Source organism: Streptomyces sp. NPDC085932 (assembly GCF_044540525.1).
GTDB classification, from domain to species: domain Bacteria; phylum Actinomycetota; class Actinomycetes; order Streptomycetales; family Streptomycetaceae; genus Streptomyces; species Streptomyces levis.
The window spans coordinates 96472-117165 of record NZ_JBITSJ010000003.1 but is presented as its reverse complement, the minus strand read 5'-3'; the positions used below and the strand labels follow the sequence as shown (position 1 = coordinate 117165).

Genomic DNA, 20694 nt, shown 5'->3' with positions numbered 1-20694 from the left:
CGGGCTGTCGAGTGACCCACGCCCGGCGAGTGACCCACGCCCGGCGAGTGAGGCCCGCGCCGTCGAGTGACCCATCGCACCACCTGAGCTGACCTGCGGTTCTTCCGTCCCGATCGGCTGATCCGGCCGCTGCTGTCAGTGCCCGCCGCTAGCCTCTCCGATGTGCCAGCCCGACTCACCGACCCCGAACAGCTCAAAGAACTCCTCGGTATCCCCTTCACCCCGGAGCAGACGGCCTGCATCACCGCGCCGCCCGCTCCCCAGGTGATCGTCGCCGGAGCCGGCTCGGGCAAGACGACGGTGATGGCGGCACGCGTGGTGTGGCTGGTCGGCACCGGCCAGGTCGCCCCCGAGCAGGTGCTCGGCCTGACCTTCACCAACAAGGCCGCCGCCGAACTCGCCGAGCGCGTCCGGAAGGCGCTGATCAAGGCCGGCGTCACCGACCCGGACGTCATCGACCCGGACAACCCGCCGGGCGAGCCGGTGATCTCCACGTACCACGCCTTCGCGGGGCGTCTGCTGACCGACCACGGCCTGCGCATCGGCCTGGAGCCCACGTCCCGGCTGCTCGCCGACGCCACCCGCTTCCAGCTGGCCGCGCGCGTGCTGCGCGAGTCGCCCGGCCCGTATCCGGCCCTCACCCGCTCCTTCCCGGACCTCGTCGGCGACCTGCTCGCCCTGGACGCCGAACTCTCCGAGCACCTCGTACGCCCCGAGTCGCTGCGCGCGTACGACGCCGAGCTGCTGCTGACGCTGCGCGGCGCCAAGCTCACCAACGCCGATCTGCGCAAGGTGCCCGAGGCGGCCGCGGCACGCCGGGAGCTGGCCGAACTGGTGAGCCGCTACCGGGCCGCCAAGCGCGAGCGGGACCTGCTCGACTTCGGCGACCAGATCGCCCTGTCGGCCCGGCTCGCGAAGATCCCCGAGGTGGGCCGCGTCCTGCGCGACGAGTTCCGGGTGGTCCTCCTCGACGAGTACCAGGACACCTCGGTCGCCCAACGCGTCCTCCTTGCGGGCCTGTTCGGCGAGGGCACCGGTCACCCCGTCACCGCCGTCGGCGACCCCTGCCAGGCGATCTACGGCTGGCGCGGCGCCTCCGTCGCCAACCTCGACGACTTCCCCGAGCACTTCGCCCACGCCGACGGCCGCCCCGCGACCCGGCAGGCGCTCAGCGAGAACCGCCGCAGCGGCGGCCGCCTCCTGGACCTCGCCAACGGCCTCGCCGAGCCCCTGCGTGAGCTGCACGCGGGCGTGGAGGCCCTCCGCCCCGCCCCCGGCGCCGAACGCGACGGCATGGTCCGCTGCGCCCTGCTGCGCACCCACGCCGAGGAGATCGACTGGGCCGCCGACTCCGTCGCCCACCTCGTCCGCACCGGATCGGCACCCGGCGAGATCGCCGTCCTGTGCCGCACGGCGACCGACTTCGCCGAGATCCAGGGCGCCCTCGTCGCCCGGGACGTCCCGGTCGAGGTCGTCGGCCTGTCCGGACTGCTCCACCTGCCCGAGATCGCCGACCTGGTCGCCGTCTGCGAGGTGCTCCAGGACCCCGGTGCCAACGCCTCCCTGGTGCGCCTGCTGACCGGGCCGCGCTGGCGCATCGGCCCCCGTGACCTCGCCCTGCTGGGGCGGCGCGCCCGGCTGCTCGTCTCCCACGCGCGTGTGGAGGGCGACGACGACCCGGACCGGCGCCTCGCCGAGGCCGTCGAGGGGGTCGACCCCGCCGAGGTCATCTCGCTCGCGGACGCGCTCGACACGTTCCTGGAGACACCCCTCGACGGCCACGGGGACGACGACGGACTGCCCTTCTCGCCCGACGCACGCGTGCGCTTCGCCCGGCTCGCCACCGAACTGCGCGAACTGCGCCGCTCCCTGGCCGACCCGCTGATGGACGTCCTGCACCGGGTCCTCGCCGTCACCGGCCTGGAGGTCGAGCTGTCGGCGTCCCCGCACGCCCTGGCCGCCCGCCGCCGCGAGACCCTGTCCAACTTTCTGGACGTCGCCGCCTCCTTCGCCGCCGGCGACAACGAGGCCATCCTGCTGGCCTTCCTGGGCTTCCTGCGCACCGCCGCTCAGTACGAGAAGGGCCTCGACAACGCCCTGCCCGGCGGCGAGAACACCGTCAAGGTGCTCACCGCCCACAAGTCCAAGGGCCTGGAGTGGGACGTCGTGGTCGTCCCCGGACTGGTCACCGGCACCTTCCCCAGCAGCCAGGGCCGCGAGAAGTGGACCTCCCAGGGCAAGGTCCTGCCGCACGCGCTGCGCGGCGACGCCGACACGCTGCCCGACGTGCCCTCCTGGGACGCCCGGGGCCTGAAGGCCTTCCACGAGGCCATGAAGGACCACCAGCACACCGAGGAGCTCCGCCTCGGCTACGTCACCTTCACCCGCCCCCGGTCCCTGCTCCTGGGCTCCGGCCACTGGTGGGGCCCCACCCAGAAGAAGCGCCGCGGCCCGTCCGCGTTCCTCCACGCCCTCTACGAGCACTGCGAGGCCGGGTACGGCGAGATCGAGGCCTGGGCGGACGAGCCCGCCGAGGACGAGGAGAACCCGGCCCTGCATCAGGCGGCCGCCGACCAAGTGTGGCCCCTGCCCCTGGACGAGGCGGCCCTGGCCCGGCGCCGCGCCGCCGCCGAGATCGTCCTGGCCCACCTGGACGACCTCGCCTCCCGCCAGGACACGCACCCCACCGCGGTGCACGACCCCGACGCCCTCGACGACCCGGAGTGGCCCCCGCCGCCCGAGGACGACGAGCCCTCGTACGGCGAACCGGATCCTTTCGACGCACCGTATCCCTTCGACTCACCGGATCCCTTCGGCGCCTCGGACCCGTTCGACGATGCCTCCTTCGACGCGGATCCCTTCGACGCGGATCCCTTCGTCACGGACGCTCCGGCCACGGACGCCTCGGCCACGGATGCCTCGGACGAAGACGCACCTGCCGGCGACCGCCCTGCGGATTCCCGCCCCGCGGATTCCCGCCCCGGGGATCCGCGCCCCGCGGATCCTCGCCCCACCGTCCCCCACCAAGCGGCCCCGCCGGAGCCCCCGCACACCGGCGGCCATCCCCGCCTCACCCCCGAGGAGGCCCGCACCGTCGCCTCCTGGGACCGCGACCTCGACGCCCTCACCGGGGAGCTGCTGCGCGCCCGCGACAGCGTCACCGACGTGCCCCTCCCCGCGTCCCTCACGGCCTCCCAGCTGATGCACCTGGCCGCCGACCCGGACGGGTTCGCGCGGGAGCTGGCCCGCCCCATGCCGCGCCCGCCCCAGCCCGCCGCACGCCGCGGCACCCGCTTCCACGCCTGGGTCGAGGCACGCTTCGAAGAGCTCACCCTGCCGCTGCTGGAACCGGAGGAGCTGCCCGGCAGCGACGCCGAGATCGCCGATGAGCGGGATCTCGAAGCGCTCAAGGAGGCCTTCGAACGCACCGAGTACGCGCGCCGCACGCCCTACCGGGTGGAGGCCCCCTTCCAGCTGGCGATCGCCGGCCGCATCGTCCGGGGCCGGATCGACGCCGTCTACAAAGAAGGTGACGGACAGGACGCGACGTACGAGATCGTCGACTGGAAGACCAGCCGCTCCCGCACCGCCGACCCGCTGCAGCTGGCCGTCTACCGCCTCGCCTGGGCCGAGCAGCAGGGCGTGCCTCCCGAGAGGGTCACGGCGGCGTTCCTGTACGTGCGCGGCGGGGAGGTCGTGCGCCCACGGCACCTGCCCGGCCGGGCCGCGCTGGAGCGACTGCTGCTGGACGAGCCCTCGGGAGGGGAGTTCGGTGAGGAACCGCACTCCGAGGACGTCGGCGCGGGCCGATAGGCTCGTGACCATGAGCCAGACCCCGGACAGCGTCGTCCGTACGTACATCCAGCAGCACCGCGCCGCCTTCCTCGACGACCTCGCCGAGTGGCTGCGCATCCCGTCGGTGTCCGCCCAGCCCGACCACGCCGCCGACGTACGACGCAGCGCCGACTGGCTCGCCGCCAAGCTGACGGACACCGGCTTCCCGACGGCCGAGGTCTGGCCGACCCCGGGCGCGCCCGCGGTCTACGCCGAGTGGCCCTCCGACGACCCGCAGGCACCCACCGTGCTCGTCTACGGCCACCACGACGTGCAGCCCGCCGCCCGGGAGGACGGCTGGGACAGCGACCCCTTCGCGCCCGAGATCCGCGGAAACCGCCTCTACGCGCGCGGGGCGGCCGACGACAAGGGCCAGGTCTTCTTCCACACCCTCGGGGTCCGCGCCCACCTCGCCGCCACCGGCCGCACCGCTCCGGCCGTGCACCTCAAGCTGCTGATCGAGGGCGAGGAGGAGTCCGGCTCGCCGCACCTACGGGCCCTGGTCGAGCAGCACGCCGAGCGGCTCGCCGCCGACGCCGTGATCGTCTCCGACACCGGCATGTGGTCCGAGGACACCCCCACGGTGTGCACGGGCATGCGCGGCCTCGCCGAGTGCGAGATACGGCTGTACGGCCCCGACCAGGACATCCACTCCGGTTCCTTCGGCGGCGCGGTGCCCAACCCGGCGACCGCCGCCGCCCGCCTGGTCGCCGCGCTGCACGACGAGCACGCACGCGTGGCGATCCCCGGCTTCTACGACGGCGTCGTCGAACTGACCGACCGCGAGCGCGCCCTCTTCGCCGAGCTGCCCTTCGACGAGGAGCAGTGGCTGCGCACGGCCAGGTCGCACGCCACCCGGGGCGAGAGCGGCTTCACGACGCTGGAGCGCGTCTGGGCCCGCCCGACGGCCGAGGTCAACGGCATCGGCGGTGGCTACCAGGGGCCCGGCAGCAAGACGATCATCCCGGCCTCCGCCATGGTGAAGCTGTCCTTCCGGCTGGTCGCGGGCCAGGACCCCGACCACGTGGAGAAGGCCGTCCGTGCCTGGGCCGAGCGGCAGGTGCCCGCCGGGATCCGCTGTGAGCTCACGTTCAGCGGGGCCACGCGCCCGTGCCTGACGCCGCTGGACCACCCGGCGCTGCAGTCGGTGGTGCGCGCGATGGGCCGGGCCTTCGGCGAGACCGTGCGCTTCACCCGTGAGGGCGGCTCCGGACCCGCGGCCGACCTCCAGGACGTCCTCGGTGCCCCGGTGCTCTTCCTCGGCATCTCCGTCCCCTCCGACGGCTGGCACGCCCCGAACGAGAAAGTCGAACTCGACCTGCTCCTCAAGGGCGTCGAGACCACCGCGTACCTGTGGGGTGACCTCGCCGAGCACTGGCGTCACGCGCCCTGAGCGCCGACCGCCGTCCGTACCGGCCACGCGCGCGGGGCACACTGGAAGGGCCGCCCCGCACCGCACGAGCCCGCCGGAACCGGTCGTCTCCCACCGCACGTCCCGCTGAACAGCCGCCGAACCAACCGTTCCACCGGGGGAGTTGGAAGCACCCGTGACCACCTGGACCGACCACAACGCCGATCGTCCCATCTCGCTCACCGCCCCGAGCGGCATCGACCGGGCCGCGCACCACCGGCTCGACGAGGCCTGGCTCGCGGCGGCGTGGAGCCACCCCTCCACGCGCTGCTTCGTGGTCTCCGGCGGCCAGGTCCTCATCGACGAGACGGCGGACGGGCGCACCGAACTCGTCATGACCCCCTCCTTCGAGGCCCCTCTCACCGAGGCGCACCGCTACTTCCTCGGCATCGACGAGGACGGCGTCAGCTACTTCGCCCTGCAGAAGGACGCGCTGCCCGGGCGGATGGACCAGTCCGCGCGCCCCGCGGGCCTGCGCGAGGCGGGACTGCTGCTGTCGGCGCGCGACGTGGGCCTGATGGTGCACGCGGTCGGCCTGGAGAACTGGCAGCGCACCCACCGCTTCTGCTCGCGCTGCGGCGAGCGCACGGTGATCGCCGCGGCCGGCCACATCCGCCGCTGCCCCGCCTGCGGCGCCGAGCACTACCCGCGCACCGACCCGGCCGTGATCATGGCCGTGACCGACGAGGACGACCGCCTCCTGCTCGGCCGCCAGGTCCACTGGCCCGAGGGCCGCTTCTCGACGCTCGCCGGATTCGTCGAGCCCGGCGAGTCCATCGAGCAGTCGGTGCGCCGCGAGGTCCACGAGGAGGTCGGCGTCACCGTCGGGCAGGTCGAGTACGTCGCCAGCCAGCCCTGGCCGTTCCCGTCCAGCCTGATGCTGGGCTTCCTGGCCCGCGCCACCACGACCGAGATCGACGTCGACGGTGACGAGATCCACGAGGCCCGCTGGTTCTCCCGCGACGAGCTGCGCGCCGCGTTCGAGTCCGGCGAGGTGCTCCCGCCCTACGGCATCTCGATCGCGGCCCGCCTGATCGAGCTCTGGTACGGCAAGCCGCTCCCGACCCGCACGGCCGCCTGACGGGTCAACCGGCGCAGCCCGACCGCATGGCCGACCCGTACTGGAACCACAACGTCCACCACCACCCTGCCGTGCTCGCCGCGGTGCCGGACGGTTGCGGGACGGCCCTGGACGCCGGCTGCGGCGACGGCCTGCTGACCCGCAAGCTCGCGACGCGGGCGGCATCCGTCACGGGCGCGGACCGGTCACCGCGGATGATCGAGCTCGCCCGGAGCCACGCGCGCGTGCCGGGCGACGTCACGTACCTGGAGGCGGACTACCTCGACGCCGGGGCGTTGCCCGCGGGCGCGTACGACTTCGTCAGCGCGGTCGCCGTGGTCCACCACGCGCCGTTCGAGGAGGCCGTCACACGCCTCGCCCGGCTCACCGCCCCCGGCGGCCGCCTGGTGATCGTCGGCCTGGCCGCCGACCGGACGCCGCTGGACCGGTTCATCAGCGCGTGCGGCGTGCCCGTCGCCCTGCTGCTCGCCCGCCGGCACGGCGGCGAAGGCGGCCCGGCCGGCATGCCCATGGAGGACGCGCCCATGCCCTGGGCGGAGGTCCGCCGGGCGGCGCGGCGGCTGCTGCCCGGCTGCACGATCCGCCGCACGCTGCTGTGGCGCTACGTCCTGGTGTGGGACAGACCACGAGAAGGCGGCCCCTGAGCGCCCGCCCAGGAACCGCCTTCCCGTACCTCCGCGCGGCGACTACGCGCCGATCTTCTGCTTCACCTGAGCCAGCGACGGGTTGGTGAGGGTGGAGCCGTCCGGGAAGAGGACGGTGGGCACGGTCTGGTTGCCACCGTTGGCCTTCTCCACGAACGCGGCGGACTCCGGGTCCTGCTCGATGTTGATCTCGGTGTACGCGATGCCCTCGCGGTCCATCTGGCTCTTCAGCCGGCGGCAGTAGCCGCACCACGTGGTGCTGTACATCGTCACAGTGCCCAGCATGTCTCTGGCGCTCCTTCGGTGGCTCGGGGAACGGGTTCGCAGTCGGTGGAACGTATGTGAAACGTCCACCATTCCCGGGTCCCCGGCCCGGCCCGACGTGACGCCTGCCGCATTGGTACGACTATCAGGGCCCGCCTGTGGACAACCGGCACGGCCGTCTCGCGGGACCTGGCAGCATGGCGGTGTGACAGCAGCAACGCACTCCACCCTGTTCCCGCAGGTACCGGACTCGCCCGACGCGGTGCTCGACGGGCTCGACCCCGAGCAGCGCGAGGTGGCCACCGCCCTGCACGGTCCGGTGTGCGTCCTGGCGGGCGCGGGCACGGGCAAGACCCGGGCCATCACCCACCGCATCGCCTACGGGGTGCGCGCCGGCATCCTCCAGCCGTCCAGCGTGCTCGCCGTCACCTTCACCAACCGCGCCGCCGGAGAGATGCGCGGCCGGCTCCGCCAGCTCGGCGCCGCGGGCGTCCAGGCGCGCACGTTCCACTCGGCGGCCCTGCGCCAGCTCCAGTACTTCTGGCCCAAGGCCATCGGCGGATCCATGCCCCGGCTCGTCGACCGCAAGATTCAGCTCGTCGCCGACGCGGCCGCCGCCTGCCGCATCCGCCTCGACCGCGGCGAGCTGCGGGACGTCACCGCCGAGATCGAATGGTCCAAGGTCACCCAGACCGTCCCCGCCGACTACGCGCCCGCCGCCGCCAAGGCCGGCCGCGAGGCCCCCAGGGACCCGGCCGAGATCGCCCAGCTCTACGCCGCCTACGAGGACGTCAAGCGCGAGCGCTCCGTCATCGACTTCGAGGACGTGCTCCTGCTGACCGTGGCCGTCCTCCAGGACCGGCACGACATCGCCGAGCAGGTCCGCGCCCAGTACCAGCACTTCGTGGTCGACGAGTACCAGGACGTCAGCCCTCTCCAGCAGCGCCTGCTGGAGCTGTGGCTGGGCGAGCGGGACGACCTGTGCGTGGTGGGGGACGCCAGCCAGACGATCTACTCGTTCACCGGGGCGACCCCGGACCACCTGCTCGACTTCCGCACCCGCCACCCGGGAGCCACGGTCGTCAAGCTGGTCCGCGACTACCGCTCCACCCCCCAGGTCGTCCACCTCGCCAACGGCCTGCTCGCGCAGGCGAGAGGCCGTGCCGCCGACCACCGCCTGGAGCTCGTCTCGCAGCGTCCCGCGGGTCCCGAGCCGGTCTACACGGAGTACACCGACGAGCCCGCCGAGGCGGAGGGCGCCGCCCGCCGCATCCGCGAGCTCATGGACGCGGGCGTTCCGGCCGCCGAGATCGCCGTCCTGTTCCGCACGAACGCGCAGTCCGAGACCTACGAGCAGGCCCTCGCCGACGCCGGGGTGCCCTACCAGCTGCGCGGCGCCGAGCGGTTCTTCGACCGCCCGGAGGTGCGCAAGGCGGGTGTCGCCCTGCGCGGCGCGGCCCGCTTCGGCGGCAACGACTCCCTCCTGGACGACGCCGTCGACCTGCCCTCCCAGGTGCGCGCCGTGCTGTCGGGGGAGGGCTGGACGCCGCAGCCCCCGGCCGGCTCCGGCGCCGTGCGGGAGCGCTGGGAGTCCCTGGCCGCCCTGGTGAACCTCGCCCAGGACTTCGCGGCCGCCAAGCCGGGCGCCACCCTGGCGGACCTCGTCGCCGAGCTCGACGAGCGGGCCAACGCCCAGCACGCCCCCACCGTGCAGGGCGTCACCCTCGCCTCCCTGCACTCGGCCAAGGGCCTGGAGTGGGACGTGGTGTTCCTCGTCGGCGTCGCCGAGGGAATGATGCCGATCACCTACGCGAAGACCGACGAGCAGATCGAGGAGGAGCGCCGCCTGCTGTACGTCGGCGTCACCCGCGCGCGGGAACGCCTCCATCTCTCCTGGGCCCTCTCCCGCTCGCCCGGCGGCCGTCCCAGCCGCCGACCCAGCCGTTTCCTCGACGGCCTGCGCCCGGGCTCGACGGCCACCACCGGCCGTACGTCCGCGGGCGGTGCGGGCGGAATCGAGCGTGGCATCCCCGGAACCAGGGGCTCCGCCCCGAGACGAGTCCAGCGCACCCCCGCCCGCTGCCGCGTCTGCGGCCGCACGCTGACCGACGCGGGCGAGATGAAGCTGATGCGCTGTGACGACTGCCCCTCCGACATGAACGAGGGCCTCTACGAGAGGCTGCGCGAGTGGCGCGCCGACCAGGCACGGAACAGCGGCCAGCCGGCCTTCTGCGTGTTCACCGACAGGACCCTGATGGCGATCGCCGAGACCGCCCCCGGCGATGCACACGAGCTGGCGCGCATCCCGGGCGTCGGCATGCGCAAGCTCACCCGCTACGGAGCCGACGTTCTGGCCATCTGCGCAGGCCAGTACCCCGCGGGGGACACGAATCAGGACTGACACGAACTCGTCGAAAAAATAGTTTGCGCATGCCCCAGCAATCCCCATAGGTTCTTAGGCACGAGAGCAGCGGCCTTCTCGGAGGCCCTGATTCCGTGTTGTACTTGCATATCCGTCGGACTGGTTCACCCAGTCCCCCGAGACGCCGAGAGGAGGCGAGTCCAGTGATCAGCATCATCAGCAGCTCCATCAGCACCGTGAAAATGACCGATCGCTCGGCCGTCTCCACGTGCATGCTCGGCGTTTCGAACCTGGGCACCGGTCTGTCCGGCATTCGTGCCGTCCGTCCGGCGTCCTCCTCCGTTGCCCCCGCGGGCCTTCCCGTCCGTGAGCGCAACGAGCGACCGACCAAGGCACTGGAAGCGGCAGTAGCGGCACAGGCGCAGGCCTATGCCTTTACGGCGACCGGTGCCGGATTCCGGAAGCAGACGACGCAGCACCACCTGATGTGGGCCTTCCGTGGGCCAGAACCCTGGAGTGATCCAGCCTGATTCGATCAGGCCGGCGCCTTCAGGGCCGCGGAACCCCATCCGGGATCCGCGGCCCTTCTGTTTGTCCCTGAACAGGGACGACGGACCGAAGGACCTCGGGACAACGAAAGAACCCGGTACCAGCCGCCCCCGGCCCACAGGCCGGAACGACCAGACGAGGAAGACGACCGTGCAACTCGAAGCGCACGCACCGTCCGTACCGCCTTCGGAAACGATCCCCAAGCCCGGCTCCACGGAGGACCCGACCTTGACCCCGCTCACCGCGCTCACCGCGCTCGACGACGCCATCGAGAACCTCGGCGTACCCGTCCCGTGCCGCTCCTACGACCCGGAGGTCTTCTTCGCCGAGTCGCCCGCGGACGTCGAGTACGCCAAGTCCCTCTGCCGTACCTGCCCGCTGGTCGAGGCCTGCCTCGCCGGCGCCAAGGAGCGGCGTGAGCCCTGGGGCGTCTGGGGTGGCGAGCTGTTCGTCCAGGGTGTCGTCGTCGCCCGGAAGCGGCCGCGTGGCCGCCCGCGCAAGAACCCGGTCACAGCATGAACACCGCAGGAACGATCGACCGTCCCCTCACGCACGACCCCCAGAAGCAGGCCCCGATGAAGCCGTCCCCCGACGAGCCCGCAGGCTCCGCGACCCAAGACTTCACCACCAACGGCGCGATGGACTCGCGTCAGAACAGGACCCGAGAGATGCAACTCATTCCAGAAGCCCTGGCTCGCGCGCATATGCGCGAGCGACTGGACGAGGCGGAGCGGGACCGCCAGGCCGTGCGCCTGGTGGCCGCCCGCCGGATGCAGCGCAGGGCGGAGCGCGCCTCGCGGCGCGCCCGCCGGGCGCTCGCCATGGCGGTCATGCAGTAATCGTCCACACCTGAAGAGGTGGCCTCCCGCACCGGAGGCGACGCTTTCCCCGCGGGGGCCGGTCCGTGCCGAACGGACCGGCCCCCGCGGCGCGTTGCACCCTGGGGTGACGCACCGCGCCGGTCCCGAGGGGAGCGGGCCCCGTGACTCGGCCGGAAACGGAGCTATCGTCGCCGGGTGACCAGTCGGACTAACCCTCCCGGTGACGGTGACGGTGACGGTGACGGTGACGGTGACGGTGACGGTGACGGTGACGGTGACGGTGACGGGGACGACAACTCCGCCGCGGAGCCACCGCCCCTCGTGTGCGCCCGCTGCGGCACGTCGGCCGGGCCCCGGGCACGGCCCCGCCGCCCACCTGGACCTTCTCCGTGGAGCACGGAGCGAGCCACTACTTCTGCGCGGCCTGCTCCCGGGAGAACCTCAGGTCGATCGAAGGCCGCCTGGACTCCGACTGGTGGTGAGAGGCGGAACCCGGCTCACGCCTCCGCGACGGACTCCCCGCCGTCCACCGGGTCCTCCGGGACGAACCCCGGCAGCCACCCCTCCAGCTCCTCACGCAGCCGCACCGTGGCCCCCAGCTGGCACAGCACGCCGATCGTGCTCAGCGTCACGCGGTGGATCAGCAGGTACGACGGGGGCAGATTGAGCTGCTTGCCCAGCTGGTAGGCGGGGGAGCGCGGGTCGGCGACCCGGGCCGCCTGACTGCGCATCCAGCCGCGTGTGAACGTGAACTCCTCGACCTGGGCCGGCTCGATGATCGGCAGGAGATAGTCCATGACGGCGTCGGGGTCCAGCTCTATGGTCTCCTTCACGAAGCCCTCCGCGCACAGGAGCTCGTACACCGCCTCGGCCTCGCCGTCGAGCGTCATGCGCAGGGACTCGCCGATGGTGACCGGCAGGCCGCCCGGAAGGCGGTCGACCGTGCCGAAGTCCAGGACGCCCAGACGCCAGTCGTCCTCTCCGTCCGGGCCGCCGGGCAGCAGACGGAAGTTGCCGGGGTGCGGATCGGCGTGCAGCAGGCCGGTGCGGGCCGGTCCGGAGAACAGGAAGCGGGCCAGGAGCTGGCCGGCGCGGTCGCGCTGCTCCTGGGTGCCGTCCGAGATGATCTCCGACAGCGGGACGCCGTCGATCCACTCCGTGATCAGAACCTGCTCCGACTGGTGGACCACGTGCGGCACGAGGACGTCCGGGTCGTCCGCGAACTCCTCCGCGTGCGTCTGCTGGGCCTGGGCCTCCAGGCCGTAGTCGAGTTCCTCCGAGACCCGGTCCTTCAGCTCCGCGATCAGCGGCTTGATGTCCATGCCGGGGATCAGCGGGCCGAGCAGACGGGAGAAACGGCTCAGCTGGTTCAGGTCGGACAGCAGCGCCTCGCCCGCTCCGGGGTACTGCACCTTGACCGCCACCTCGCGGCCGTCGTGCCACACCGCACGGTGGACCTGGCCGATCGAGGCCGCCGCGGCGGGCTTGTCCTCGAACTCCAGGAACAGCTCCTGCCAGCTCTCGCCGAGCCGCTCCCGCAGCGCCCCGTGCACCGTGCGCGTGGGCATCGGGGGCGCGGCTTCCTGGAGCTTGGTCAGCGCGGCCCGGTAGGGGCCGGCCACCTCCTCGGGCAGCGCCGACTCGAAGACGGACAGGGCCTGGCCGAACTTCATCGCGCCGCCCTTGAGCTCGCCGAGCACCTTGAACAGCTGCTCGGCGGTGCGCTGCTGGAGCTCGCGGCCGACCAGCTCCGCCGACTCGCCGACGATCCGCTTGCCGAATCCCCAGGTCGCCCGCCCGGCGATGCCGAGCGGGAGCGCGGCGAGCTTGGCGGTCCGGGTGACCGCCTTCCGGGGAAGATCAGACATGCGCCCTCCAAGTCCCAGCCGGCCGCTCCGCCGCTGCCTCACGGCACTGCGCCGACGGCCGTTGCACCGCCATTGTCTCGTGTGACGCCCCGTCCTCCGAGGGGTGCTCCCCCTTTCCTTTCTCCGCGGCGCCGCAGGGGCACGCGGAATGGGCCCATACCGGCCGGGCGTGCCAGTGGAGCGAAGGGAGGGAGACCTCCCAGCGCGCGCCGGTGCTCGACGGCACCTGACCGTCCAGGAAGGCGAGCGCGTGCGCGGCGGCCAGTCCCGCCACGGTGGTGGCCAGCGTGAGGTCGCACGGCCGCACCTGCCGCTGCCTGCCCGAGCGCCACTGGGCGATCAGCCGCGGCCAGGTCGGGTCCCGGTCGGTGCGGTGCTCGTGCAGACAGCCCGCGCAGCCCGTCTCCCCGGGCAGCACGAGGGGGCCGACCACGCCGGTCCCCTCCACCACACCGGCGTACAGATGGGGTGTCCCGGAGAGCATCAGGGGTTCGGCGTGGGACGGGTCGGGCGCGTGCACCGCGACATCGTCCCGCGGGGCGAGGATCACCAGGGAGAAGCCGCAGTCGCCTTCGCCCGAGGGCGGCGGGACCTCGGCGCGGCGCGGCGGCCGGTCCGGAGCAGCCTGCCGTACGGCCCGGCGGGCGGACTCGGCCCTGCGGTCGCCGACGGCCTGTGCCGGATGCCCGCCCGGGGCGACGTCCCACGGCTCCACCCGGCCGCCGTCCCGCACCTCGACGTCGCCCACGCCGGCCCCCGCCAGCAGCGAGGCCAGGAGGGCACCCACCCGACCGGCACCACGCACCTGGACGCGCTGCGAGCGCCGGGCGGCCAGCCGTCCGATCGCCTCGCCCGGCTCGGCGGTGGTGAGGGACAGCGAGGCCAGGTCGGGCCGCAGCCGGTCGAGGACCTCCTTCTTCCCCCGCAGCGCGTCGGCGGCGGGGCCGCCGCCCCGGGCGTCGTCGAGGAGCCCGGCCCGCGAGAGCCGCCGCACCAGCCCGTCGACATGGCCGTCGGGCAGGTCCATCCGGCGACCCTCCTCGCGCAGCAGATCCATCCCGCGCGTGCCGTTCAGCAGGTCGAGGAAACTGCCCGTCGCCGTGTCCATCGGTCCGAGCGTCAGGGCGTGCGCCGGGGTCATTCCGAACTGCACGGTGTTCAGGTCGCGCCAGCCGCGCCGGAGCGCGGGTTTCACCATCGGATGCATGACAGGTCCCCCGTGTGTCATAGAACGTCCCCGTTTGTCGGGCGGGAGTGCGGGCGTGAGCCGAGCCGAGCCGGACGCGGACCGGGACATCCCGGCCGCGTGCCACCCCGGGGGCGCAGGCCGGACCACGGCGCCGGGCACGGTCGTAGCACCGGGCCCGGTCGCAGCCCCGGTCCCCGGGACCGGACCTGGACGTGGTCCCTGACCGGGCCCGCCCCTCGCTTCGCCGACGGGATCCAGCATGACCGAACCCGCCGCCCGCCGCCGAAAGTTGTCCACAGGCACGGGGATTCGTCGTACAAATCCGGCGGCCGGCGGCGGCATCGTCATGGGCATCGGCATCGAACCGTCCCGGAGTCGGGACTTCCCCGTGTGCAGCGGGTAACGTCGGGGCGTGCCCGCCGACCCACTGCACCGCGCCGGAAAGCCACAGCGCAGCACGACGAGCCAGCCGCCGAGCGGCTCGGGGGCGAGCGCGATCGAGGTCCGCAGGAGTCCCCGCCGACGCAGGACGGTCTCCGCGTACCGCGAGGGCGATCGCACCGTAGTGCTCATCCCCGCCCGCATGTCCGCGGCGGAGGAACAGCGCTGGGTGAACGTCATGCTCGACAAGCTGGCCGCCCAGGAGAGCAGGCGGGCCCTCGGGGACGCCGAGCTGTCCGAGCGGGCCCGGCGGCTCTCGGAGCAGTACTTCGACGGCCGGGCCCGGCCCGCCTCGGTGCGCTGGGTGACCAACCAGAACACCCGCTGGGGGTCCTGCACCCCGTCCGACGGCAGCATCAGGCTGTCCCACCGCCTGCAGGGCATGCCCGAGTACGTCGTCGACTACGTCCTCCTCCACGAGCTCGCCCATCTGCTCGTCCCCGGGCACGGCCCCCGCTTCTGGCAGCTGCTGAAGGCCTACCCGAGGACGGAGCGGGCCCGGGGCTACCTGGAGGGCGTCGTCGCCGCCGAGCGGTTGCCCCATGTGCCCGGGGCGCGTGGGGAGAGCCCCGCGGGGTGAGTGACCGCTTTGCGTGAGCGAGCAGCCGATACGGATGGGCGAGCGTTCTGTACCGGCTCTGTACCGACGTCTTCCGATGTCCGTATTTGCCGTTAGCCTGGCGCGACGCACTCACGTTCTGGATGGGGGACGGTCGTTACGCATGGCCAGGGAATTCCAACGCGGCCACAAGGCCAGGATCAGTGACCTCACCGCGGGCACGGATCTGTACGTAGGCGTGCAGATCTCCGGCCCCGGCCTGAGCTTCGACATCAGCTGCTTCGGCCTCGACGCCGACGAACGGCTCTCGGACGACCGGTACTTCGTCTTCTACAACCAGCCGAAGACCCCGGAGGAGTCCATTCAGCTCCTGGGCGCCCAGGCGGGCGACACGGAGTCCTTCAGGGTGACCCTGGACCGGATCCCGCCGCAGATCCAGAAGCTGTCCTTCACGGCGACGATCGACGGCGCCGGGCAGATGTCGCAGATCGCCCCCGGATACATCCGCATCGTCGCCGGTGGCGAGGAGGTGGCCCGGTACCCCTTCAGCGGCTCGGAGTTCTCCACCGAGCGGGCCGTGATGCTGGGCGACTTCTACCTGAAGGACGTGTGGCGGTTCGCCGCCGTCGGGCAGGGATTCGACGGCGGTCTCGACGCACTGCTGAAGAACTTCGGCGGCGAGGTGGCCGAGGAGGAGGCCCCCGCGCCCGCTCCGCAGCAGCCGGCGCAGGGCGGCGCCGCCCCGGGCTTCGCCCCGCCCGCCTTCGCGGCTCCCGCCGCCCCGGCTCCCGCGCCCACGCCCGCCCCGGCTCCCGCGCCCGCCGCACAGGGCTTTGCGCCCCCGCCCGGCGCCACCCCGCCCGCAGCCACACCCCCCGGCGCCACGCCGCCCGGCGCCACTCCGCCGCCGGCCCCGGCGCCCGCGCCCCAGGTGCACGCCGCGCCGACCATCGTCGCGCCCATGAACACCCCGCCCGCCGGCTCCCCGGTCCCGCCCCCGACGCCGGCGCCCGCGCCCTACGGCCAGCCGGGCCAGCAGCCGCCCCAGCCTCCGCAGTACGGCCAGGCCCCGGGCCAGACGGCCCCGCCGCCGCCCGGCTACGGCCAGCCCCAGGCGCACCCCGCGCCCCAGGCCCCCGCCCCGCCGCCCGGCTACGGCCAGCCCACCCCGCCTCCGGGCTACGGCCAGCAGCCGCCGTTCGGACAGGCCCCCTACGGTGCCCCGCAGCACGGCGTTCCCCAGCACGGCGTTCCTCAGCACGGAGTCCCGCCGCAGGGCGTTCCGCAGACCGGTGCCGGCCAGGGCCCCGGCGTGGCCGCCGCGCTCCAGCAGTTCAAGGAGACCCCCACCGGGCAGCGCTGGACGCAGCAGAACAAGAAGCTCGTCCGGGTCGACCTCGGCATCGGCGGGCAGCCCGTGCTGGCCCGCCAGGGCAGCATGGTGCTCTACCAGGGCAAGGTCGACTTCAGCTACAAGGGCGCGGGCTTCGCCGGCCGGATCGTGGGCAACGCGACCGGCCAGGAGATGCAGCTGATGCGCTGTACCGGCCAGGGGCAGGTCTTCCTCGCCGAGAACTCGACGATGCTGCACCCCATCGAGCTCCAGGGAGACGCCGTCTGCGTCTCCGCCGAGAACGTCCTCGCGTTCGACGAGAGCCTCCAGTACGAGGTCCGCCGCATCGAGGGCCACGGCATCCCCGGCGGCGCGCTGTTCACCATGCAGTTCCAGGGCACCGGCACGATCGTCGTGAAGACGCACGGCACGCCCGTGGTGCTGCCCGTCACGCCCACCACGTTCGCCGACTGCAACGCCGTGGTCGCCTGGTCGGCCGCCGCCCAGGTCGTCGTCTCCAGCCAGGTGCGGATGCGCCGCAACGCCTACCCGGGCGACACCGGGGAGAGCGTCAACCTCCAGTTCCGGGGAGCACCCGGCAACTTCATCGTCGTCCAACCGTACGAGGTCTGAGGGAGCCCGTCATGACACAGCAACTCGCGGGCCACGCCCCCGCACCCGTCACCGCCCGCATGGAGAACCACGGCAACCACATGCTGAAGGTCGCCATGCAGACGGGGAACGACCTCCTCGCGCGCGTGGGGTCGATGGTCGCCTACGAAGGGTTCGTCCAGTACGAGCCCAATCCGCCGGCCGTCCGCCAGATCGCCAAGGACTGGCTGACCGGCGAGGGCGCGCCCCTGATGAAGTGCTCCGGCGACGGCCTGCTCTACCTCGCCGACTACGGGGCGAACGTCGTCGTGATCAACCTCAACGGCGACGGCATCTCCGTCAACGCCACCAACCTGCTCGCCTTCGACGCCCACCTCACCTGGGGCGTGGAGCGGGTCAAGGGCCTGGCCAAGTTCGCCGGACAGGGGCTGTGGAACACCAAGATCTCCGGGCAGGGCTGGGTCGCGCTGACCTCCCGGGGCAAGCCGATCGTCGTCGACTGCGGCGGCGGCGAGGACGAGACGTACGTCGACCCCGACGCGCTGGTCGCCTGGTCCCCGAACCTCAAGGTGAAGGGCAAGCGCAGCTTCCGGGCGCAGTCGCTGATCGGCCGTGGCAGCGGCGAGGCCTACCAGATGGCCTTCTCCGGTCAGGGCATCGTCGTCGTCCAGCCCAGCGAGGACAGCACCGACCGTCTCCGGTTCCGGGGCTGAGGGGGAGCCAGAACGTCATGCAGAGCCCGATTTTCGCCTACAACGAGCAGCAGACCCAGGAACGCTGGAGTCTGCAGAACAAGCAGATGCTGCGCGTCGCCCTGGAGGGCCACGACGACATCCTGGCCCGCAAGGGCACCATGGTCGCCTACCAGGGGCTCGTCGAGTTCGACGCCGAGTACCAGAGCAACGACCAGGCACGCGCGCGTGCGCACACCGGTGAGGGACTCGACCTGATGCGCTGCCACGGGCAGGGCACGGTCTACCTCGCCAACCTCAAGCAGCACGTCCACGTGATGGACGTGGACCAGGACGGCCTCACCGTCGACAGCAGCTACGTGCTGGCGATGGACTCCTCCCTGCACCACGAGGTCATCGCCGTGGACAGCCTCTACGGCATCTCCGGCTCGGGGAAGTACCAGCTCAACATCTCCGGCCGGGGCAAGGTCGCGCTGATGACCTCGGGCATGCCGCTGCTGATGCAGGTGACGCCGGACAAGTACGTCAACTGCGACGCCGACGCGATCGTCGCCTGGTCGACCGGCCTGCGCGTGCAGATGCAGGCCCAGACGCACTCCTCCGGGGTGTGGCGGCGCCGCGGCAACACCGGCGAGGGCTGGGAGCTGAGCTTCATGGGCACGGGCTTCGCGCTGGTCCAGCCCAGCGAACTGCTGCCGCCGCAGAACGCCCAGGTCGGCTCGGGTCTCGCCGCGCAGTACGGCATGGGCCAGCAGGGGGCGCGGGGACAGAACCAGGGGAACGTCTGGAGCTGAGTGCTCCTGGGTTCGGCCGATCGGGTGCCGGGGGCGCGCGGAACGGTGTCGGCCGCGGGCCGGTCGTGGCGGGTCGCGCGGTTCCCACGCACCCGAGAGGGCGGCCGGCTTCGCGGCCGCCCTCTCGTCAGCTCACTTCGTGAGCCTCGCCCGTGTCGACTCCAGCAGCCGTACCACCGAGTCGTCCGCCACGTCCGCCACCTCGGCGTAGCCGAACCAGCGCACGTCGAGCGACTCGTCGCTGACCGCGTGCGCGGCGCCGGGCGGTGCCACGACGGCGTACTGGACGTCGAGGTGCCAGTGGCACGGCGCCGGGATCGGGTGCCGGTCCAGACGCACCGGGCCGCCCGGCAGCAGGGTCAGCCCCGATACGCCGGACTCCTCCGTCGCCTCGCGCAGGGCCGCTGCCGCCAGCGTGGCGTCACCGGGCTCGCAGTGGCCGCCCATCTGCAGCCACATCTTCAGCTTCTTGTGCAGGGTGAGCAGCACCCGGCCGCCCTCGGGGTCGATCACCAGGGCGCTGGCCGTGATGTGGCCCGCGTGGCAGGCCTTCCATAGGCCGTCCGGGTGATCGGCGAGGTGATCGAGGTAGGCCTGGCGCAGCTCCGGCTGGTCCTCGTAGCCCTTCAGCACGAGGACCGCGTCGTCGTACAGGCTCACCCGGCGTCGTCGTCCTTGCTCTTGTCCTCGCCCTCGTCCTTCTTGCGCAGGTCGGGCTGGTCCGCCGCCTCGCCGAGCATCTTGTCCAGCTCGGAGAAGTCGATCTGCTCGCGGTGCACGAAGCCGTCCGGGTCGTCCAGGTCGGTCGCCGTCGGCAGCATGTCCGGGTGGTGCCACAGGGCGTCCCGGCCGTCGACGCCGCGCGCGTCCGTGAGCGAGGCCCACAGACGGGAGGCGTCCCGCAGCCGGCGCGGGCGCAGCTCCAGGCCGATCAGCGTGGCGAACGTCTGCTCGGCCGGGCCGCCCGAGGCGCGGCGGCGGCGCAGCGTCTCCCGCAGCGCGTCCGCGGACCCCAGGCGGGGCTTGGCGGCCGCGTGGACCACCGCGTCGACCCAGCCCTCGACGAGCGCCAGCGCCGTCTCCAGACGGGCCAGAGCGGCCTTCTGCTCGGGCGTGTCCTCGGGCTGGAACATGCCCTGCTGGAGCGCTTCCTGCAGCTGCTCGGGGTTCTGCGGGTCGAACTGGCCGACCACGTCCTCCAGCTTGGCCGTGTCGACCTTGATGCCGCGGGCGTAGCCGTCGACCGCGCCGAACAGGTGCGAGCGCAGCCACGGCACGTGCGCGAAGAGGCGCTGGTGGGCGGCCTCGCGCAGAGCGAGGTACAGCCGCACCTCCTCCTGGGGGACGCTCAGGTCCTTGCCGAACGTCTCGATGTTCACCGGCAGCAGTGCGGCCTTGCCGGCCGGGCCGAGCGGCAGGCCGATGTCGGACGAGCCGACGACCTCGCCCGCGAGCACGCCGACGGCCTGCCCGATCTGCGTGCCGAACATGGCGCCGCCCATCGAGCGCATCATGCCGATCAGCGGGCCGGCCATGGCCTGCATCTCCTCCGGCAGGACGTCGCCCATGGCGGTGCCGACGCGCTCGGCGACCGGGTCGACGAGCTCCTTCCAGGCGGGCAGGGTGGCCTCGACCCACTCCGCGCGGCTCCAGGCCACGGCGGAGCCGGCGCCCGACGGCAGGGACGTGGCGTCGTCGAGCCACAGGTCCGCCAGGCGGACGGCCTCCTCGACGGCCCGGCGCTCGGCGGGGCCGACGCTGGTGTCCTTGGTGCCGTCGGGGGAGCCCTGGGAGACCGTCTGGCGGGCGATCTGCTTGGCCATGTCCCAGTTCACCGGGCCGCCCTCGTAGGAGAGCATCTGGCCCAGCTGCTGGAAGGCGGCGCCCAGGTCGTTGGGGTTCAGAGAGCCGAACATGGCTGCGAACGGATTGTCCGCACCGGGGCCACCGGGGCCGCCGCCAAAGCCTCCGGCTCCGGGCAGGCCGCCGAAGCCGAACGCGTTGGCCGGTCCCTGACCACCACCGCTCTGCTGGTCCTTCTTCTTGCCCTCGTCGCCGTCGTCCGGCTCCTCCGGCGGAAGGCCGAATCCGAATGGGGTGTCACTCACGGGATTCCTCGGCTGGTAGGGCCGCCGGTTCTTTCCGGCGGCACGGCTGCCCGACAACACCACCCAGCGTAGACACCTGGGGCGGATCGGGCCTCGGTGCTTCGCCGACTGACGGCCTGCGGCAGGATGGAT

General features: G+C 72.8%; 18 protein-coding genes. 13 read left to right on the top strand and 5 right to left on the bottom strand.

What is annotated here, in order from left to right; all coding sequences use genetic code 11:
• The first annotated feature begins 162 nt into the window (after positions 1-162).
• The 4 genes from ACIGAQ_RS16580 to ACIGAQ_RS16565 all read left to right on the top strand — a co-directional run bounded on the left by ACIGAQ_RS16580 (position 163) and on the right by ACIGAQ_RS16565 (position 6970).
• Positions 163-3813, top strand: a complete 3651-nt coding sequence (locus ACIGAQ_RS16580; RefSeq protein ID WP_399783363.1) for a UvrD-helicase domain-containing protein — start codon at positions 163-165, stop codon at positions 3811-3813.
• Between the two features lie 10 nt (positions 3814-3823).
• Positions 3824-5227 (top strand): dipeptidase, encoded by a 1404-nt coding sequence (locus ACIGAQ_RS16575; protein WP_399783360.1) that lies wholly within the window; start codon positions 3824-3826, stop codon positions 5225-5227.
• 154 nt (positions 5228-5381) lie between these two features.
• Positions 5382-6326, top strand: a complete 945-nt coding sequence (gene nudC, locus ACIGAQ_RS16570) for an NAD(+) diphosphatase (RefSeq protein ID WP_399783357.1) — start codon at positions 5382-5384, stop codon at positions 6324-6326.
• A 26-nt stretch (positions 6327-6352) separates the two neighbouring features.
• Positions 6353-6970, top strand: a complete 618-nt coding sequence (locus ACIGAQ_RS16565) for a class I SAM-dependent methyltransferase (RefSeq protein ID WP_399783353.1) — start codon at positions 6353-6355, stop codon at positions 6968-6970.
• A 42-nt stretch (positions 6971-7012) separates the two neighbouring features.
• Here the strand turns inward: ACIGAQ_RS16565 and ACIGAQ_RS16560 are convergent, their stop codons facing one another.
• Positions 7013-7255 carry a mycoredoxin gene (locus ACIGAQ_RS16560; protein WP_003992805.1) on the bottom strand — a complete coding sequence of 81 codons (243 nt, stop codon included), beginning with the start codon at positions 7253-7255 and terminating at the stop codon, positions 7013-7015.
• A gap of 184 nt (positions 7256-7439) precedes the next feature.
• On the opposite strand from ACIGAQ_RS16560, the gene ACIGAQ_RS16555 reads away from it, so the two are divergent.
• The 5 genes from ACIGAQ_RS16555 (at position 7440) to ACIGAQ_RS16535 (ending at position 11448) form a co-directional block, all read left to right on the top strand.
• Positions 7440-9635 carry an ATP-dependent DNA helicase UvrD2 gene (locus ACIGAQ_RS16555; protein WP_399783350.1) on the top strand — a complete coding sequence of 732 codons (2196 nt, stop codon included), beginning with the start codon at positions 7440-7442 and terminating at the stop codon, positions 9633-9635.
• 164 nt (positions 9636-9799) lie between these two features.
• The gene (locus tag ACIGAQ_RS16550; protein ID WP_311679526.1) at positions 9800-10126 is read left to right on the top strand and encodes a hypothetical protein; all 327 of its coding nucleotides are present in this window, start codon (positions 9800-9802) and stop codon (positions 10124-10126) included.
• A gap of 169 nt (positions 10127-10295) precedes the next feature.
• Positions 10296-10664: a WhiB family transcriptional regulator gene (locus ACIGAQ_RS16545; RefSeq protein WP_311679524.1), complete on the top strand. Its 369-nt coding sequence runs from the start codon at positions 10296-10298 to the stop codon at positions 10662-10664.
• A complete protein-coding gene (locus ACIGAQ_RS16540) occupies positions 10661-10984 on the top strand; it encodes a hypothetical protein (protein WP_094057723.1) in 324 nt (107 codons plus the stop codon). The genes ACIGAQ_RS16545 and ACIGAQ_RS16540 overlap by 4 nt, the downstream gene beginning before the upstream one ends.
• Positions 10985-11289: 305 nt before the next feature.
• Entirely contained in the window at positions 11290-11448 is a 159-nt protein-coding gene (locus ACIGAQ_RS16535; RefSeq protein WP_399783345.1) for a hypothetical protein, read from the top strand.
• Positions 11449-11463: 15 nt separating this feature from the next.
• On the opposite strand, the gene ACIGAQ_RS16530 is transcribed toward ACIGAQ_RS16535, so the two are convergent.
• Entirely contained in the window at positions 11464-12834 is a 1371-nt protein-coding gene (locus tag ACIGAQ_RS16530) for an ABC1 kinase family protein (protein WP_399783342.1), read from the bottom strand.
• Complete coding sequence (locus ACIGAQ_RS16525; protein ID WP_399783339.1) at positions 12827-14041, bottom strand: TOMM precursor leader peptide-binding protein; 1215 nt, start codon at positions 14039-14041, stop codon at positions 12827-12829. The genes ACIGAQ_RS16530 and ACIGAQ_RS16525 overlap by 8 nt, the downstream gene beginning before the upstream one ends.
• A gap of 394 nt (positions 14042-14435) precedes the next feature.
• Here ACIGAQ_RS16525 and ACIGAQ_RS16520 point away from each other — a divergent pair, with 394 nt between their 5' ends.
• The 4 genes from ACIGAQ_RS16520 (at position 14436) to ACIGAQ_RS16505 (ending at position 18454) form a co-directional block, all read left to right on the top strand.
• Complete coding sequence (locus ACIGAQ_RS16520; protein WP_311679514.1) at positions 14436-15044, top strand: M48 family metallopeptidase; 609 nt, start codon at positions 14436-14438, stop codon at positions 15042-15044.
• Between the two features lie 142 nt (positions 15045-15186).
• A complete protein-coding gene (locus ACIGAQ_RS16515; RefSeq protein ID WP_399783335.1) occupies positions 15187-16989 on the top strand; it encodes a TerD family protein in 1803 nt (600 codons plus the stop codon).
• An 11-nt stretch (positions 16990-17000) separates the two neighbouring features.
• Positions 17001-17681 carry an AIM24 family protein gene (locus ACIGAQ_RS16510; protein WP_234845832.1) on the top strand — a complete coding sequence of 227 codons (681 nt, stop codon included), beginning with the start codon at positions 17001-17003 and terminating at the stop codon, positions 17679-17681.
• 17 nt (positions 17682-17698) lie between these two features.
• Positions 17699-18454, top strand: coding sequence for an AIM24 family protein (locus tag ACIGAQ_RS16505; protein WP_362278552.1), 756 nt, complete (start codon positions 17699-17701; stop codon positions 18452-18454).
• 132 nt (positions 18455-18586) lie between these two features.
• Here ACIGAQ_RS16505 and ACIGAQ_RS16500 read toward each other — a convergent pair whose 3' ends face one another.
• Positions 18587-19114, bottom strand: a complete 528-nt coding sequence (locus tag ACIGAQ_RS16500; RefSeq protein ID WP_311679507.1) for an NUDIX hydrolase — start codon at positions 19112-19114, stop codon at positions 18587-18589.
• On the bottom strand, positions 19111-20562 hold the full coding sequence (locus ACIGAQ_RS16495; RefSeq protein ID WP_399783330.1) for a zinc-dependent metalloprotease: 1452 nt from the start codon (positions 20560-20562) through the stop codon (positions 19111-19113). Before ACIGAQ_RS16495 ends, ACIGAQ_RS16500 begins: the two co-directional genes overlap by 4 nt.
• Between the last annotated feature and the right edge of the window lie 132 nt (positions 20563-20694).

What these genes read in the sequence shown, in the direction of transcription:
- ACIGAQ_RS16575 (WP_399783360.1), top strand. Translation starts at nt 3,824, where the DNA reads ATGAGCCAGACCCCGGACAGCGTCGTCCGTACGTACATCCAGCAGCAC.
- ACIGAQ_RS16565 (WP_399783353.1), top strand. Translation starts at nt 6,353, where the DNA reads ATGGCCGACCCGTACTGGAACCACAACGTCCACCACCACCCTGCCGTG.
- ACIGAQ_RS16560 (WP_003992805.1), bottom strand. Translation starts at nt 7,255, where the DNA reads ATGCTGGGCACTGTGACGATGTACAGCACCACGTGGTGCGGCTACTGC.
- ACIGAQ_RS16540 (WP_094057723.1), top strand. Translation starts at nt 10,661, where the DNA reads ATGAACACCGCAGGAACGATCGACCGTCCCCTCACGCACGACCCCCAG.
- ACIGAQ_RS16530 (WP_399783342.1), bottom strand. Translation starts at nt 12,834, where the DNA reads ATGTCTGATCTTCCCCGGAAGGCGGTCACCCGGACCGCCAAGCTCGCC.
- ACIGAQ_RS16525 (WP_399783339.1), bottom strand. Translation starts at nt 14,041, where the DNA reads ATGCATCCGATGGTGAAACCCGCGCTCCGGCGCGGCTGGCGCGACCTG.
- ACIGAQ_RS16515 (WP_399783335.1), top strand. Translation starts at nt 15,187, where the DNA reads ATGGCCAGGGAATTCCAACGCGGCCACAAGGCCAGGATCAGTGACCTC.
- ACIGAQ_RS16510 (WP_234845832.1), top strand. Translation starts at nt 17,001, where the DNA reads ATGACACAGCAACTCGCGGGCCACGCCCCCGCACCCGTCACCGCCCGC.
- ACIGAQ_RS16505 (WP_362278552.1), top strand. Translation starts at nt 17,699, where the DNA reads ATGCAGAGCCCGATTTTCGCCTACAACGAGCAGCAGACCCAGGAACGC.